Origin of the sequence: Pseudomonas extremaustralis, assembly GCF_900102035.1 — a bacterium.
GTDB lineage: Bacteria > Pseudomonadota > Gammaproteobacteria > Pseudomonadales > Pseudomonadaceae > Aquipseudomonas > Aquipseudomonas extremaustralis.
The window spans coordinates 2,127,245-2,141,984 of sequence record NZ_LT629689.1 but is presented as its reverse complement, the minus strand read 5'-3'; the positions used below and the strand labels follow the sequence as shown (position 1 = coordinate 2,141,984).

The window sequence follows — 14,740 nt, the reverse complement described above, 5'->3', positions numbered from 1 at the left end:
GGCAGGCTGGTAAATTTCCCCGGCGGGCAAACGTTCTAGCTCTGATAAAGCCGTTTCCTAAGGTAGACAATGACCATCTCTCGACGTGGGTTCATCGCCGGCCTGGCGCTTACCGGTGCTGCCGTGCCGGCGGCCTTTTATGCCCATCGCGAGTTGACGCGTGAAGACCAATTGCCCATCACCCCCGGCGAAGCCACGGTGGACCTGGCCGACACCGCCGGCCAACACCTGGCGAACCGCTTGCGCGGGGTCTGGAGCCTGCGCCTGGAAGGCCGCGATGCCGGCCTCAAGGGCCTGCCGCTGCAAGGCCTGGCGCTGCTGCTCGACATCGCCCCCCGTGGCCGTGGCCTGCGCGGCTACCTGGACACCGCCGAGAACCTGCGCGCCGAGGGTGAACCGCGCTATCGCGTACTCGGTGATGTGCTGAGCGGTGACGGCGCCTTGCTCTACTGGCGGCTGATCGACCGCGATACGGCCGACGGCAGCCCCGCCTATGAATTCAAGATGACCCTCGACGAGGTCTGGGCCGACTTTGCCAACGCCGGCAGCGGCACCCTCAGCGGGCAGATCTTCGAGCTGGGTCGCCCGCTGGCGCTGACCGAGCGCGACAACCGCTGCATCGCGCACAAACACCGGTTCCCCGAAGCCCGCCAGCGCATCGGCCTCAACCCGACCCTGCTGGCCTGGCTGATTTCCCCCGAGCACCGCCTGTTTCACCAGCTGTGGCACGCCAGCCGCGACCAGTGGCACAAACTCTCCGAGGACAAACGCGACGCCCTGCGCGGCATCGGCTGGCAACCCGGGCCGCGCGGCAAGGAGCGCGATGCGCGGGGCAAACACAAGGACCGCAACGGTTCGGGCATCGACTTTTTTTTCATGCACCGGCACATGCTCGGCACTGCGCGCTCCATGCAGCACTTGCCTTCATGGGCGCAATTCCCCGCGCCCCAACCGGCGCTGGAGCGTGATCGCCAGGGCTTCCTGCGTTACTTCGACAACCATGACGGCTTCGCCCTGCCACCCGCCTGGACCGCGCCGGATGACCGCGACTACAGCCAATGGGTCAGTGACATCAAGGCTGCCGAGACCTACCACAGCAACTTCCAGGTCTGGGAATCCCAATACCGCGACCCGCGCTACCTGGCCAGGCTGACCCTGGGCCAGCTCGGCTCCGAAATGGAACTGGGCCTGCACGACTGGCTGCATATGCGCTGGGCCTCGGTGCCCCGCGATCCCTCCAACGGTGCGCCAGTCCCCTTTGCCCGCGACCCGGCGGACTTCGCCCCGCGCTGGTATACGGCGGAAAACGACTTTCTGGGCGACCCGTTTTCGTCCCACGTCAGCCCGGTGTTCTGGTATTTCCACGGCTGGATCGACGACCGTATCGAAGACTGGTACCGCGCCCACGAACGCTTCCACCCCGGCGAAGTCAGCCGCCTGGACGTCGACGGCGTGGCCTGGTTCGCACCGGGGCGCTGGGTGGAAGTGGGCGATCCCTGGCTGGGCCCGGACACCCATGGCTGTAGCACCACGCCGGGGTTGCAGATGGGCCGGTCGATGGAGATGGACCCGGAGACCATGAAGTTGGCGTTGCGCATCACCTTCGGCGAAGACGAAGGGCTGTTGCAGGGCCTGTTCAAGCGCGTGCCGAAACGGCCCTGGTATGCGCGGCATTTGAAGGTCAAGACTGCTTAGTTAGCCTTCTCGTTGAGCGCCATCGAGGCCTGGCGCGGCAGGGCGCGGGTGCATTTGCCCAGCGCCTGGCGCACATCCGCCAGTAGGTCGGCGATGTCTTCGAGCCCCACCGACAGCCGCACCAAGCCCTCGCTGATCCCATGCTCTGCCCGTTGCTCCGGGGTGTAGGTGGAATGGGTCATGCTCGCCGGGTGCTGGGCCAGGGACTCGGCATCGCCCAGGCTGACGGCGCGGGTGAACAGCTTGAGTGCATTCATGAAGCGGCGGCCGCTGTCGATCCCGCCCTTGAGCTCGAAGGCGATCATGCCGCCGGGCAGTTTCATCTGCCGCGCCGCCAGTTCGTACTGCGCGAACGAGCGCAGCCCTGGATACGTCACCCGTTCCACCGCCGGATGCGCCTGCAAGGCTGCGGCCACGGCCTGGGCATTGCTGCAATGGCGGTCCATGCGCAGGGCCAGGGTCTTGAGCCCGCGCATCAGCAGGGACGCGTCCTGGGGCGACATCACTGCGCCGGTCAAATCCTTGAGACCTTGCAGGCGGATGCGCTGGGCCGGGGCCTGGCTGCTCACGGCGATACCGGCGGTGATATCACCGTGGCCGCTGAGGTACTTGGTGGCCGAGTGCACCACCACATCGGCGCCGAGGTCGAGGGGGCGTTGCAGGTAGGGCGTGCAGTAGGTGTTGTCGATCACCACGGTCACATCTGGCTGGCGGTGGGCGAGGGCGGCCACGGCGGCGATGTCCACCAGTTGCAGGTTGGGATTGGCCGGGGTTTCGCAGTAGATCATCCGTGTGGCGGGGCTGAGTGCGGCTTGCAGGGCCGCCAGGTCGGTGAGGTCAACATGCCGCACCTTGATGCCGAATTCGCCGATGCCGTGGTGCAGCAGGGCAAAGGTGCACCCGTAGAGAGTCTGGCTGACGATTACTTCGTCGCCGGGGCGCAACAGGGTCCAGAACGTCGCGGCAATCGCGCCCATGCCGGAACTGAACGCCACCGCAGCTTCACCGTTTTCCAGGCTGGCCATGCGCGATTCCAGCAGCGCCAGGGTCGGGTTGGAAATGCGCGTATAGAAATAGCCACTGGCCTCGCCGGCAAAACAGGCGGCGCCGTATTCGGCGGTGGGGAAGGCGAAAGTGGCCGACAGATAGATCGGCGGGACGAGGGCGCCGTGGTGGTCCTTGGGGTCATAACCGTGATGGATGGCACGGGTGGAAAAGCCGAATGCATTGTGTTTATTGTTCATGTCGGACGCTCCTTATTTCCTACAATGCTATGCTCATAATCACGGCCGAACGTTGCAAAGTTTGCTGCTAAATTCCCTGTCAGGGGATGAAATCCCGATAAAAACAACAATTCGAGGCACATTATGCCCATCAGCCTGGATCGCACCGACAAAGCCCTGTTAAACGCCCTGCAAGGTAACGCCCGTCTCACCGTGGCCGAACTGGCCGACCGTGTATCCCTGACCACCTCCCCATGCTGGCGCCGGGTGCGCAACCTGGAAGAGAGCGGGGTGATCAGCGGCTACCAGGCGATCCTCTCGCCCAAGGCGCTGGGGTATGGGGTGACGGCGTTCGTCAGCATCATGATGGAAAGCCACACCCAGGAGATCGCCCGGGCGTTTGAACAGCGCTTGCTGGAGATCCCCGAGATCGTGGCGTGCCATAACGTGTCGGGGCGCTATGACTTCTTGCTGGAAGTGGTGGCCAAGGACCTGGAGTCGTTCGGTGAATTCGCGCGGGAAGTGTTGCAGGCGTTGCCTTGTGTGAAGGAGATCTACTCCAGTTTTTCCTACAAATCGGTGCGAGCATTGCGCGTAATTCCATTACCGACCCACCTGTAGAAGCGAGCTTGCTCGCGAAAACCCCAAGGCCGCCGCGTTGATCCTGGTTTACCGCGTCATCGTTGACGCCCCTCGCCAGTTCCCACAGTAAGGTGACCGGCGGTAAGGGCCGAATCCAAACAGCACGTACATCCAATTTTCCCCCTCCCATCCCCGCCAGACTCCCCTCATCGCTGAACTCCAGAAGCAGAGGGGCACCCCATGGATCCGGCAGTCAAAACAGGACCCGACGAAGTCGTCACCCTGGTCGTCAAACACTTGATCAAGCAAGGCCTGGAAGCCGACTACGAAGCCTGGCTGCGCCGCACTGTGCGCATCGCCGGCGAGCGTCCCGGCCACCTCGGTGTGGATGTGGTGCGCAGCAAACAGAACGGCCTGGCGCTGTTCACTTGCGTGTTGCGCTACCGCTCCACCGATGACCTGCAAACCTGGCTCGACTCTCCCGAACGCAAAACCCTGATCGCCGAAGCCACCCCGATGCTGGCCGACGGCGACAACACCGAAATCGGCGCGGTCAATGAGTTCTGGTTCGCGCCCCTGGCCGACAGCGCCGCCAAGCCGCCGCGCTGGAAGCAGGCGGTGGTCACGCTGTTAGTGATCCTGCCGCTGACCCTGTTGGTGCCGATCGTGTGGGGGCCGATATTGCGCCTGCACCCGTTCCTGTCCAACTACGTGGTCGCCACCTTCCTGGTGACCCTGACCATCGTGTTGCTGGTGGTCTACCTGCTGATGCCGGCGGCCACCCGCCTGTTCGCTCCCTGGCTCGAAGCCTCTGTAAAGGAAACCCTATGAACGCCGATCTGATTCTGTTCAATGGCCAGTTCCACACCGTGGACCGTGAAAACCCGCGCGCCACCGCCGTCGCTATCCACCAGGGGCGTTTCGTCGCCGTGGGCACCGATGGCGAGGCCATGGCCTTGCGCGGCAGCGGCACCCAGGTCATCGACCTCAAGGGCCGCACGGTCATCCCTGGCCTCAACGACTCGCACCTGCACCTGATCCGGGGCGGCTTGAACTACAACCTTGAATTGCGCTGGGAAGGCGTGCCGTCCCTGGCCGATGCCCTGCGCATGCTCAAGGACCAGGCCGACCGCACCCCCACACCGCAATGGGTGCGCGTGGTCGGTGGCTGGAACGAATTCCAGTTCGCCGAAAAACGCATGCCCACCCTCGAAGAACTCAACCAGGCCGCGCCGGACACCCCGGTGTTCGTGCTGCACCTGTACGACCGCGCCTTGCTCAACCGCGCTGCCCTGCGCGTGGCCGGCTACACCAAAGACACCCCGAACCCGCCGGGCGGCGAGATCGTGCGTGACAGCAACGGCAACCCCACCGGCATGCTGGTGGCGCGTCCCAACGCGATGATCCTTTACGCAACCCTGGCCAAAGGGCCGAAATTGCCGCTGGAATATCAGGTCAACTCCACCCGCCAGTTCATGCACGAACTCAATCGCCTCGGCCTCACCAGTGCGATCGACGCTGGCGGCGGTTTCCAGAACTACCCCGATGACTACGCGGTGATCGAGCAACTGGCCAAGGACGAACAGTTGACGGTGCGCATCGCCTACAACCTGTTCACCCAGAAACCCAAGGAAGAACTCAGCGATTTCAAAAACTGGACCGGCAGCGTCACCCTGCACCAGGGCGATGACTACCTGCGCCACAACGGCGCCGGCGAGATGCTGGTGTTCTCCGCCGCCGACTTCGAAGACTTCCTCGAACCGCGCCCGGACCTGCCGCTGACCATGGAGCAGGAGCTGGAACCGGTGGTGCGCCACCTCGTCGAGCAGCGTTGGCCGTTCCGCCTGCACGCCACTTATAACGAATCGATCTCGCGCATGTTGGACGTGTTCGAGAAGGTCAACCGCGACATTCCGTTCAACGGTTTGCCGTGGTTCTTCGACCATGCCGAAACCATCACCCCGCACAATATCGAGCGCGTGCGCGCCCTCGGCGGCGGGATTGCGATCCAGGACCGCATGGCGTTCCAGGGCGAATACTTCGTCGACCGCTACGGCGCCAAGGCCGCCGAATCCACGCCGCCGATCCGGCGCATGCTCGCCGAAGGCGTGCCGGTCGGCGCCGGTACCGACGCCACGCGGGTGTCGAGCTACAACCCATGGACCTCGCTGTACTGGATGGTCAGCGGTCGCACCGTCGGCGGCCTGGCGTTGCACGCCGAAGGCCTGCCGCGCCTGACCGCGCTGGAACTGTTCACCCACGGCAGCGCCTGGTTCTCGTCCGAGCAGGGCAAGAAGGGCCAGATCAAGGTCGGCCAGTTGGCGGACGTCGCCGCGCTCTCGGCGGATTTTTTCAGCGTCGATGAAGAAGCCATCAAGTGGATCGAATCGGTGCTCACCGTGGTCGGCGGCAAGGTGGTGTACGGCGCCGGCGACTTCGAGGACTACGCGCCGCCGCGTGTGCCGGTGCTGCCGGACTGGTCGCCGGTGGTCAAGGTGCCGGGGCACTGGCGGCCCGCTTCGCCGCTGCAAGCGCAGGTTCACCAATGCAGCGGCCCGTGCGGCGTGCATGCCCATGGCCATGAAAAAGCGCGTCTTTCCAACGTGCCAGTCAGCGACTTCCAGGGCTTCTGGGGCGCGTTCGGCTGCTCGTGCTTTGCGTTCTGATACCCCAAACCACAAAGGAGTTAACCCATGACTTACAAGCGCTTGAACAAAGATGACGCCGTGATGCTGTTGGTCGATCACCAGACTGGCCTGATCTCCCTGGTGCAGGATTTCTCCCCCAACGAATTCAAGAACAACGTGCTGGCGCTGGCCGATGTGGCGAAGTTCTTCAAGTTGCCGACCATCCTCACCACCAGCTTCGAAAGCGGCCCCAACGGTCCGCTGGTGCCCGAACTCAAGGAACTGTTCCCGGACGCGCCGTACATTCCGCGCCCTGGCCAGATCAACGCCTGGGACAACGAAGATTTCGTCAAGGCCGTGAAGGCCACCGGCCGCAAGCAGATCATCATCGCCGGTGTGGTGACGGACGTATGCGTAGCGTTCCCGACCCTGTGCGCCCTCGACGAAGGCTTTGACGTGTTCGTGGTCACCGATGCTTCCGGTACCTTCAACGAAACCGTGCAACAGGCGGCCTGGGCCCGTATGACCGCGGCCGGCGCGCAACTGGTGAACTGGTTCGCCGTAGCCTGCGAGCTGCAGGTCGACTGGCGCAACGACATGGAAGGCCTGGCCAACCTGCTGTCGACGCGTATTCCCAACTACCGCAACCTGATGAACAGCTACTCGGCCTTCACCGCCAAGTAACGCCGGTAATGCCTTGTGGGAGGGGGCTTGCTCCCGATAGCGGTGTGACAGTCACAGCCTCTGTGTCTGAACCATCGCCATCGGGAGCAAGCCCCCTCCCACATTTGATTTGTGGTGTCGCGACCATCCGGTTATAAGACTCCAAACTGTCCACCGAGAAGCGACAATGAACCCCTTCGAAGACATGCGCCTGTTCTGCCAGGTCATGGAATCCGGCAGCTTCACCGCCGCCGCCGAGCAATTGGGACTGTCCAAGCAATTCGTCAGCCGCCGCCTGATCCAGCTCGAAGACCGCCTGGGCGTGCGCTTGCTCAACCGCTCCACCCGCCGCCTGGATATCACCCCCCTGGGCCAGAGTTACTACGAGTCCGCCTTGCGCCTGCTCGGTGAAGTCGAGCAAGTGGAGCAGGGCATCGCCGGCCAGAACAGCGAGCCGCGTGGCACGTTGCGCCTGAGCGCGCCGTTGTCGTTCGCCATGGCCCACCTGGGTTGCCTGCTGCCGCTGTTCTTGCAGCGCCATCCCCTGGTGTCGGTGGAAGTCGACCTCAGCGACCGCCCCGTGGACCTGATCGGCGAAGGCTACGATCTGGTGCTGCGGATCGGCACCCTGGAAGATTCCACCTTGATCGCGCGCCGCATCGCCAGCATCCCACGGGTGTATTGCGCCAGCCCCGACTACCTGGCGCGGCACGGCACGCCGTTGCTGCCCGATGACCTCGCCGACCACGATTGCCTGCCCTACGGGCATGGTCGCCAGGTGCAATGGCGCTTCAAGGGCAAGGTACAGGCGCTGAGCGTCAGCGGGCGCATGCGCGTCAACAACGGTGAGCTGCTGCGCGACACGGCCATCGCCGGGTTGGGCGTCACTTACTTGCCGACCTTTATCGTCGGCGACGCGCTGAAGGACGGCCGCCTGGTGAGCATCCTCGACGACTTCGCCCCCGACCCCCTGACCCTGTCGGCGGTGTATCCCCAGCATCGGCAAAGCTCACGGCCGGTGCAGGCGCTGGTGGAGTTTTTGCGCGAGCGCCTGGCTAGCGGTTGTTGAACAACTGGCGGATCAGGTTGGGTGTGCTGCCGGTCCAGCGCTTGAACGCGCGGCGGAAATTCGCCGCGTCGTTGAAGTTCAGGTACGCGGCCACCTCGTCATTGCTGTAGCCCTTGACTTGGTACAGGTGCAGCGCCACCTGCTTGCGCACCCGGTCGACCTGCTGTTGAAAACCGGTGTGGTGCTTGTGCAGCTTGCGCTTGAGGGTCGCCGGGCTCATGGCGAAGGCCAGGGCGGCTTGTTCCAGGCTGGGCGGCTGGCGCACCTGATCGTGTAGGTACTCGTAGAGGCAGTCGAGAAAACTGGCGGCAAAGCCCAGTTGTTCGATCTGCTCGCGAGCGTGCCGACGTGCGACCTGGCCGGCGGTGGCCGACGCGCCGGGCCAGGCGCCGGTGAGGTATTGGCGGGGGATGCACATCATGTCCAGCGGACGCTCGAAGCGCGTGGTTTCCCCCAGGTGCACCCAGTACTGTTCGACGTAACGCGGCTCGGCGTGGCTGAAACTGCACACCCACGGCAGGCGCTGGCCGCCGAGCCATTGGCTCATGGCAACCAGTGAGGTCATGCTGGCTTCCAGCAGGAATCGCCAATGCTCGCCGGCACCGCAACTGTCCAACCAATACAGGTAGGCGTGGTGCTCATCCAGCTCCAGTTGCAGGGTGACCAATGGGCTGAGCAGCACCTGTTGCTGGATCAGGATCTCCAGCGCCTGGTGCAAGTTCTGCGCATGGCCCAGGGCGTGGCTGGCCGCGCCGTAATAGCCGGGCAGCAGGCGTTGGCCGAAGAGAAAGCTGCTGTCGTCGGCGTCCAGCAGCTTGCGGCTGTTGCCGATCAGGCCGAGGAACTGCTGCGGGCTCAGGCGCGCGTGACCGGCCAGAATGTCCTCATGGAACAGCCCGGTGCCGCGCAGCAGGCGATGGCTGTCGATGTCGCGGGACAACGCCAGGTCGATCAGCGTGGCGGGTTGGTAATGTCCGGGGATGAAGCGGCTGTCGCTTTCATACCAACTGGTTTTGACGGCCATCTCAGGCACTTTTCGCCAGCGGTTGCTTGGCCCTGGCCAGCGCCAGGTTCAGGCGCTTGAGCAAGTCCTGGGGTGGCTCGTCCAGGGCCATCACCACCGCCGTGGTCGCCGCCAGTTGCAGGCGCTCGCCCTGCAGGCGCGTCTTGTGGGCCAGGCTGCGCACGGCGTGCTGCAACTCCAGCGCCAGTTCCCGGGCCTGGCGCTCGCCGGTATTGGGCAGCAGCACTACGAAGCGGTCGCCGGCCAGGCGGCACAGCAGGTCCTGGCGGCGCAGGTTGAGCAGCAGCAAATGGCTGAGGGCCTGCAACACCGCGTCGCCCTCGGCATGCCCGTAGGCCCGGTTGATCGCGGCGAAGTTGTCCAGGTCCAGGGCCAGCAGCGACAGCGGTTGCTGCTGGTCGCGGCTGTCCTGCAGGCTGTCGGCCAACTGGCGCTTGAGGTAGTCGGCGCCGGCCAGGGGCGTGAGCTTGTCAAACAGCCGATGCTCGCGAAACAGCCGCTCGCGTTTTTCCATCTGCGCACTGATTGCCAGTTGTTCGCGGTGCCAGTGGTAGATGCCGATGGTCAGCAGAATCATGCCCACCGGCATCGGCCCGGACTCCAGCCAGTGGTCCCAGGTGATGCTGGCGGGCAGGCGGATGAATTCATCGAGGCTGTCGATCCACCAGGAAAAGAAAATGCACGACAGGCCCAGCGCCAGGTAGTTGGTGACGCGTCCGGCGGGGCGGCTTTTCAGTACCAGCCCCAGCCATACCAGGGCGAGCAGGGCCGAGCCGCCTTCGCCGAAGATGTCCAGCCACACCCACTCGCTGACGCTTTTGAGCTCGCCGCAGGCCAGGTGCAGGATCAGCCCCAGATTGGCCGCGAGCAGCAGCAGGGTGAGTTTCCAGCGGTGGGGTTTGAGCACGGAAAACATGGCCGCGGGTCCTTCGGAAAATGAGCGATGGCTGCCAGCACAGCAGAGGGATGTGACGGTTGGATGACGGCGGGGGAGGGTCGGATCAGCTCATCTCAAACACACCAACGATCAAAAAAAGTGGGAGGGGGCTTGCTCCCGATAGCGGAGCATCAGTGAAAAAACAGCTGGCCGACCCACCGCGATCGGGAGCAAGCCCCCTTCCACATCAGATCGGTTGAGGTCATTTCAGCTCATTCCACCCCCAGAACCCGCTCAAACCCCCGGTTTTCGGGGCTTTGCGCCGATCCTTGTCATAGAACCGTCATCCCCCGACCCTAGCGTGCCCTCCCAGTTGCCGGGCCCTTTGCCTGGCGCCAACGGACTCTTGGGGAGGATTTCATGTACAAGCGCACCGGGCTCGTCAGCTTTACGCTTACCGCCTTGGCCCTGGCGATGACCAGCGAGCGGCTCTATGCGGCCGACGCGGCCACCACCGAACACATCGACGTGGTCGGCCAGGCGGCCGCCATCGACCAGGCGCTCAAGGAGCAACGCAGTTCCGACAGCATCAAGAGCGTGGTACATGCCGACGGCGTGGCCCAGTTGCCGGATGAAAACGTCGCCGAAGCGGCTCAGCGCCTGCCGGGGATCAGCGTGGAGCGTGACCAGGGCGAAGGGCGTTTTGTCAGCGTGCGCGGCCTGGGCCCGGACCTCAACAGCGTGACCATCAACGGCACCCTGGTGCCCGCCCCGGAAAGCGAGCGCCGCGCCGTGGCTCTCGATGTGCTGCCCTCGGAACTGGTGCAGTCGCTGTCGGTGATCAAGACCCTGACCCCGGACATGGACGCCAACTCCCTGGGCGGCACCGTCGATGTGAAGAGCCTGTCGGCGTTCGACCACAAAGGCCTGTTCTACACCGGCAGCACCGAAGCCAGCTACGACAAGAACACCCACCAGACCAGCCCCAAATTCTCCGGCGCCGCCAGTGACCGTTTCAGCCTTGGCGATGGCATCGACAACTTCGGCGTGGCGGCCGCGCTGAGCTGGCAGAAGCGCGACTTCGGCTCGGACAACGTCGAAACCGGCGGCACCTGGGACTTCACCAGCGGCGCCAAACTCAGCGAGTTCGAACAGCGCGACTATGACATCAGCCGCGAGCGCGCCGGCGGCGGCCTGAACTTCGATTACAAGCCCGATGACCTCAGCAGCTACTACCTGCGCACCCTCTACAGCCACTACACCGACACCGAAACCCGTAACTCCACCAGTCTCGAATTCGCCGATCCCCAGGCCGCCGGGGAGCTGGGCGACGCCGAAGCCAAGCGCAAGCTGAAGAACCGGGAAGAAACCCAGAAAATCCAGTCCTACGTGTTCGGCGGCGAACGCATGCTCGGCCTGTGGACCCTCAGCGGCCAGGCCGGCTACAGCCAGTCCAGCGAAGACAGCCCGGCGCATATTGCCGGCGCCACCTTTGACGGCGGCGATTTCGCCAACAGCGGCTTCTACGACCCGGACAAGCCACGCCCGATCATCGGCAGCGGCTTCTACGACGCCAGGAACTTCACCCTCGACAAAGTCGACTGGGAAAAACAGAACACCAAGGACACCGAGAAAAACCTGCGCCTGGACCTGGCCCGCGACTACGACCTGAGCGGCTATGCGTCCCAGGTCAAGTTCGGTGGCAAGGTCAGTCGGCGCCACAAAGACAACGACCTGGAAGCCTGGGTCTACAAAGACTTCGACACCCTGGGCTTCAGCGCCGACCAACTCAACCTCACCCAGTTCCAGAAGGGCAGCGTCGACTACCGTCTCGGCAACTACGGGCCGGGCATCAGCGCCAGCCGCATCAAGCAACTGATCGGCAGCCTCAACGCGGCGGATTTCTATGACGAGACCGAATCGCGGGTCAACGACTTCACCATTCGCGAAGACATCAACGCCGGTTACCTGATGAATACCGTCGATATCGACGACTGGCGCTTTATCGCCGGCCTGCGCTACGAGGGCACCGAGTTCGAAGCCAAGGGCACCGGCGCCACCGATGGCGTGTTCACCCCCACCGAGACCAAGCGTCGCTATCACCACTGGCTGCCGGGCCTGCATGCGCGCTACCAGATCGACAAAAACACCCAAGTGCGCGCGGCCTGGACCAAATCCGTGGTACGCCCGACCTTCGGCCAACTGGCGCCGGGGTTTGTCATCGACGATGACGAAGCCACTTTCGGCAACCCGGACCTCAAGCCCCTGGAGTCGAGCAATCTGGACCTGGGCATCGAACACTTCATGGGCCGCGCCGGAACCGTGTCGGCGTTCGTGTTCTACAAGGACATCAAGAATTTCGTCTACAACAACGACCTGGCCGGCACCGGCGCCTGGACCAACTTCGCCGAAGCCCACACCTACGCCAACGGCGATAGCGCCAAGCTCTACGGCCTGGAACTGGCCTACTCACAGAAATTCGACTGGCTGCCCGCACCCTGGAACGGCCTGCTGATCGGCGCCAACTCTACCTTCAGCCGGTCCAGCGCGGACATCGAAGGCTTCGACAGCAGCAGCGGTCGCAACCGCAAACGCAACATCAGCCTGCCCAACCAGTCGGACACCGTCGGCAACCTGATGCTCGGCTGGGAAAACGACAAGCTCAGCCTGCGCCTGTCGGCCAACTACAAGTCGGCCTACCTCTACGAGCTGGCTTCGATCAACGACAAGGCCCACGACCTGCACGTCGACGCACAGACCTTCGTCGATTTCAGCGCGCGCTACTCGCTGACCAAGAACCTGCAGGTGAGCTTCGAGGCGCAGAACCTCACCGATGAGTCGTACTTCGTCTACACCGGCAACCGCAGCTACAACGGCCAGTACGAAGAGTACGGCCCGACCTACAAAGTCGGCCTGACCTTCACCCATTTCTAACCCCCACCACACCCCACTGTAGGAGCGGGCTTGCTCGCAAAAAGCGCCAGCGCACCGCGTGCATCCAGACGGTCCACGTCATCGTTGACGTGCTTCGCGAGCAAGCTCGCCCCTGCAAAACAAGGATTTTGTTTGTTCATGAGAATTTCCAAGCTTTGCCTGCTGATGGCCCTGGTCACCAACGGCTACGTCTTCGCCGCCGACCTGGCCCTGACCCCCTGGGCCCCGAACCTGAATGCCGAAGCCGTCGTCTTCCTGCCCAACGCCAGCGAACGCCTGGCCGCCAGCCCCCGCGACGGCCTGTTGCTGGTCGACAAAAACGGCGCCGAACGGGCGCGCTTCGACGGCAACTTCAGCAGCCTCGACACCCGCGCCGCCGGTGCTCAAGTGCTGGTCGCCAGCCTCGACAACCATCGCCAGCAGGCCGTGCTGATCAACCTCGATGCCGCCGCCAGGACCTTTGGTCAACCGTTGTACCTGCCACCCCGCGACTTCCCGGTGAACGGCCTGTGCCTGTACCGCGATGGGGCTGCCAACCTCTTTGTGTTCCTGGTGGGCGAAGAGGGTAAGGGCGAGCAGTGGCTGGTGGGTCATGGCGCGACGCTGCTCGACCAGGCGCAGCGGGTGCGCAGCGTGCCATTGCCGCCGTCGGCGCAGTTCTGCCAGGTGGATGACGCCACGGGGCAACTGGTGGTCAATGAGGACAACGTCGGCTGGTGGGCCTACCCGGCGCACCCGGAAGCGGAGGTGAAACGCACGCCGGTGGCGCTGTTCGACAATCCCAAGCGCCACGCCGGAGCCATGGCGCTGATGCCGGGGGGGATGGTCGCGCTGGACCCGAAGACCGCGCAACTGCACCTGTTCCAGCACACCGGCGAGCGTTGGCAGGAGCAGTCGAGCCTGGCCCTGCCGGGCCTGAAGGAACCGGAGCAGCTGAGCCTCAACGGTCAACAACTGCTGGTACGTGACGATGACAGCGGCAAGCTGTACCAGGGCACGCTCGGTTGGCAGGCCAAACCGGTAGCCGCTGAACCGGTGCTGCCGGAAGTCGCTGCGCTGCGCCAGAGCGATCCGGTCGGGCGCCAGGGCGATGCGGCGGATGACCCGGCGATCTGGATTCACCCCGAGCAACCTGCAAAAAGCCGCGTACTCGGTACCAACAAGAAACAGGGCCTGTTGGCCTACGACCTCGACGGCAAGCTGTTGCAGGAATTGGCGGTAGGGCGCTTGAACAACGTCGACGTGCGCCCCCGTTTCAAGCTCGGCCAGCACACCGTCGACCTGGCCGTGGCGAGCAATCGCGATCACAACAGCCTGAGCCTGTTCAGCATCGACCGCCAAAGCGGCGAACTGCGCGAAGCCGGTGAAGTGCCGACGCCCCTTAAGGAAATCTATGGCATCTGCCTGTTCCAGCCCGTCAGCGGCGAGCTCTATGCGATCGCCAACGGCAAGGACGGCACCTTCCTGCAATACCGCCTCAGCGCCCCGGATGGCCGTGTGCAGGGTGAGCTGGTGCGCCAGTTCAAGGTCGACAGCCAGCCCGAAGGCTGCGTGGCCGACGACCAGCGCCAGCGCCTGTTCATCGGCGAGGAAGACGTCGGCGTGTGGGCGGTGGATGCGCGCGCCGACCAACCGGCGACCTTGACCAGCGTGATCAAGGTCGGCCCGCAGTTGCATGCGGATGTCGAGGGCCTGGCGCTGTACCAGAGCGACAAGCGCGATTACCTGGTGATCTCGAGCCAAGGCAATGACAGCTACCTGGTGGTGGATGCCGAGCCGCCGTTCGCGGTCCACGGTGCATTCCGGGTCGGCTTGAACGCCGCTGCCGGCATCGACGGCGCCTCGGAAACCGATGGCCTGGAAGTCACCGCGCTGAACCTCGGCGGACCCTGGAGCGAAGGCCTGCTGGTGGTCCAGGACGGACGCAAGCGCATGCCCGAGCAGACCCAGAACTTCAAGTTCGTGCCCTGGCGCGATGTGACCCGCGCATTGAAGTTGCCGTGAGCGGTCATCACTTGGTCACGGCTTTTTAATCACTGCACGTTA

Annotated in this window: 11 protein-coding genes; 8 read left to right on the top strand and 3 right to left on the bottom strand. The window is 64.1% G+C overall.

Features of this window, described 5'->3' with window-relative positions; all coding sequences use genetic code 11:
* Positions 1-69 precede the first annotated feature (69 nt).
* Positions 70-1,695, top strand: coding sequence for a pyoverdine maturation tyrosinase PvdP (gene pvdP, locus BLR63_RS09940; protein WP_010564302.1), 1,626 nt, complete (start codon positions 70-72; stop codon positions 1,693-1,695).
* Here the strand turns inward: pvdP and BLR63_RS09935 are convergent.
* A complete protein-coding gene (locus tag BLR63_RS09935) occupies positions 1,692-2,939 on the bottom strand; it encodes a methionine gamma-lyase (protein WP_010564303.1) in 1,248 nt (415 codons plus the stop codon). The genes pvdP and BLR63_RS09935 overlap by 4 nt on opposite strands.
* 123 nt (positions 2,940-3,062) lie before the next feature.
* Between BLR63_RS09935 and BLR63_RS09930 the strand changes: the two genes are divergently transcribed.
* From BLR63_RS09930 to BLR63_RS09910, 5 genes are all read left to right on the top strand, one after another.
* On the top strand, positions 3,063-3,539 hold the full coding sequence (locus tag BLR63_RS09930) for an Lrp/AsnC family transcriptional regulator (protein ID WP_010564304.1): 477 nt from the start codon (positions 3,063-3,065) through the stop codon (positions 3,537-3,539).
* A gap of 201 nt (positions 3,540-3,740) precedes the next feature.
* On the top strand, positions 3,741-4,331 hold the full coding sequence (locus tag BLR63_RS09925) for an antibiotic biosynthesis monooxygenase (RefSeq protein WP_010564305.1): 591 nt from the start codon (positions 3,741-3,743) through the stop codon (positions 4,329-4,331).
* Complete coding sequence (locus BLR63_RS09920; protein WP_010564306.1) at positions 4,328-6,166, top strand: amidohydrolase; 1,839 nt, start codon at positions 4,328-4,330, stop codon at positions 6,164-6,166. Before BLR63_RS09925 ends, BLR63_RS09920 begins: the two co-directional genes overlap by 4 nt.
* A gap of 27 nt (positions 6,167-6,193) precedes the next feature.
* Positions 6,194-6,811: an isochorismate family cysteine hydrolase YcaC gene (ycaC, locus tag BLR63_RS09915; protein ID WP_010564307.1), complete on the top strand. Its 618-nt coding sequence runs from the start codon at positions 6,194-6,196 to the stop codon at positions 6,809-6,811.
* 166 nt (positions 6,812-6,977) lie between these two features.
* Positions 6,978-7,859, top strand: a complete 882-nt coding sequence (locus tag BLR63_RS09910; protein ID WP_010564308.1) for a LysR family transcriptional regulator — start codon at positions 6,978-6,980, stop codon at positions 7,857-7,859.
* On the opposite strand, the gene BLR63_RS09905 is transcribed toward BLR63_RS09910, so the two are convergent.
* Both BLR63_RS09905 and BLR63_RS09900 read right to left on the bottom strand, forming a co-directional pair.
* Positions 7,846-8,883, bottom strand: a complete 1,038-nt coding sequence (locus tag BLR63_RS09905) for an AraC family transcriptional regulator (protein WP_010564309.1) — start codon at positions 8,881-8,883, stop codon at positions 7,846-7,848. The genes BLR63_RS09910 and BLR63_RS09905 overlap by 14 nt on opposite strands.
* Before the next feature lies 1 nt (position 8,884).
* Entirely contained in the window at positions 8,885-9,799 is a 915-nt protein-coding gene (locus BLR63_RS09900; RefSeq protein WP_010564310.1) for a GGDEF domain-containing protein, read from the bottom strand.
* Positions 9,800-10,180: 381 nt separating this feature from the next.
* Here BLR63_RS09900 and BLR63_RS09895 point away from each other — a divergent pair, with 381 nt between their 5' ends.
* Positions 10,181-12,694, top strand: a complete 2,514-nt coding sequence (locus BLR63_RS09895; protein ID WP_010564311.1) for a TonB-dependent receptor — start codon at positions 10,181-10,183, stop codon at positions 12,692-12,694.
* 138 nt (positions 12,695-12,832) lie between these two features.
* Positions 12,833-14,698, top strand: a complete 1,866-nt coding sequence (locus tag BLR63_RS09890) for a phytase (RefSeq protein ID WP_010564312.1) — start codon at positions 12,833-12,835, stop codon at positions 14,696-14,698.
* Positions 14,699-14,740 lie beyond the last annotated feature (42 nt).

Bases quoted from the DNA above. Each gene is read 5' to 3' on its own strand.
- pvdP (WP_010564302.1), top strand. From the start codon at position 70: ATGACCATCTCTCGACGTGGGTTCATCGCCGGCCTGGCGCTTACCGGT.
- BLR63_RS09935 (WP_010564303.1), bottom strand. From the start codon at position 2,939: ATGAACAATAAACACAATGCATTCGGCTTTTCCACCCGTGCCATCCAT.
- BLR63_RS09930 (WP_010564304.1), top strand. From the start codon at position 3,063: ATGCCCATCAGCCTGGATCGCACCGACAAAGCCCTGTTAAACGCCCTG.
- BLR63_RS09925 (WP_010564305.1), top strand. From the start codon at position 3,741: ATGGATCCGGCAGTCAAAACAGGACCCGACGAAGTCGTCACCCTGGTC.
- BLR63_RS09920 (WP_010564306.1), top strand. From the start codon at position 4,328: ATGAACGCCGATCTGATTCTGTTCAATGGCCAGTTCCACACCGTGGAC.
- ycaC (WP_010564307.1), top strand. From the start codon at position 6,194: ATGACTTACAAGCGCTTGAACAAAGATGACGCCGTGATGCTGTTGGTC.
- BLR63_RS09910 (WP_010564308.1), top strand. From the start codon at position 6,978: ATGAACCCCTTCGAAGACATGCGCCTGTTCTGCCAGGTCATGGAATCC.
- BLR63_RS09905 (WP_010564309.1), bottom strand. From the start codon at position 8,883: ATGGCCGTCAAAACCAGTTGGTATGAAAGCGACAGCCGCTTCATCCCC.
- BLR63_RS09900 (WP_010564310.1), bottom strand. From the start codon at position 9,799: ATGTTTTCCGTGCTCAAACCCCACCGCTGGAAACTCACCCTGCTGCTG.
- BLR63_RS09895 (WP_010564311.1), top strand. From the start codon at position 10,181: ATGTACAAGCGCACCGGGCTCGTCAGCTTTACGCTTACCGCCTTGGCC.
- BLR63_RS09890 (WP_010564312.1), top strand. From the start codon at position 12,833: ATGAGAATTTCCAAGCTTTGCCTGCTGATGGCCCTGGTCACCAACGGC.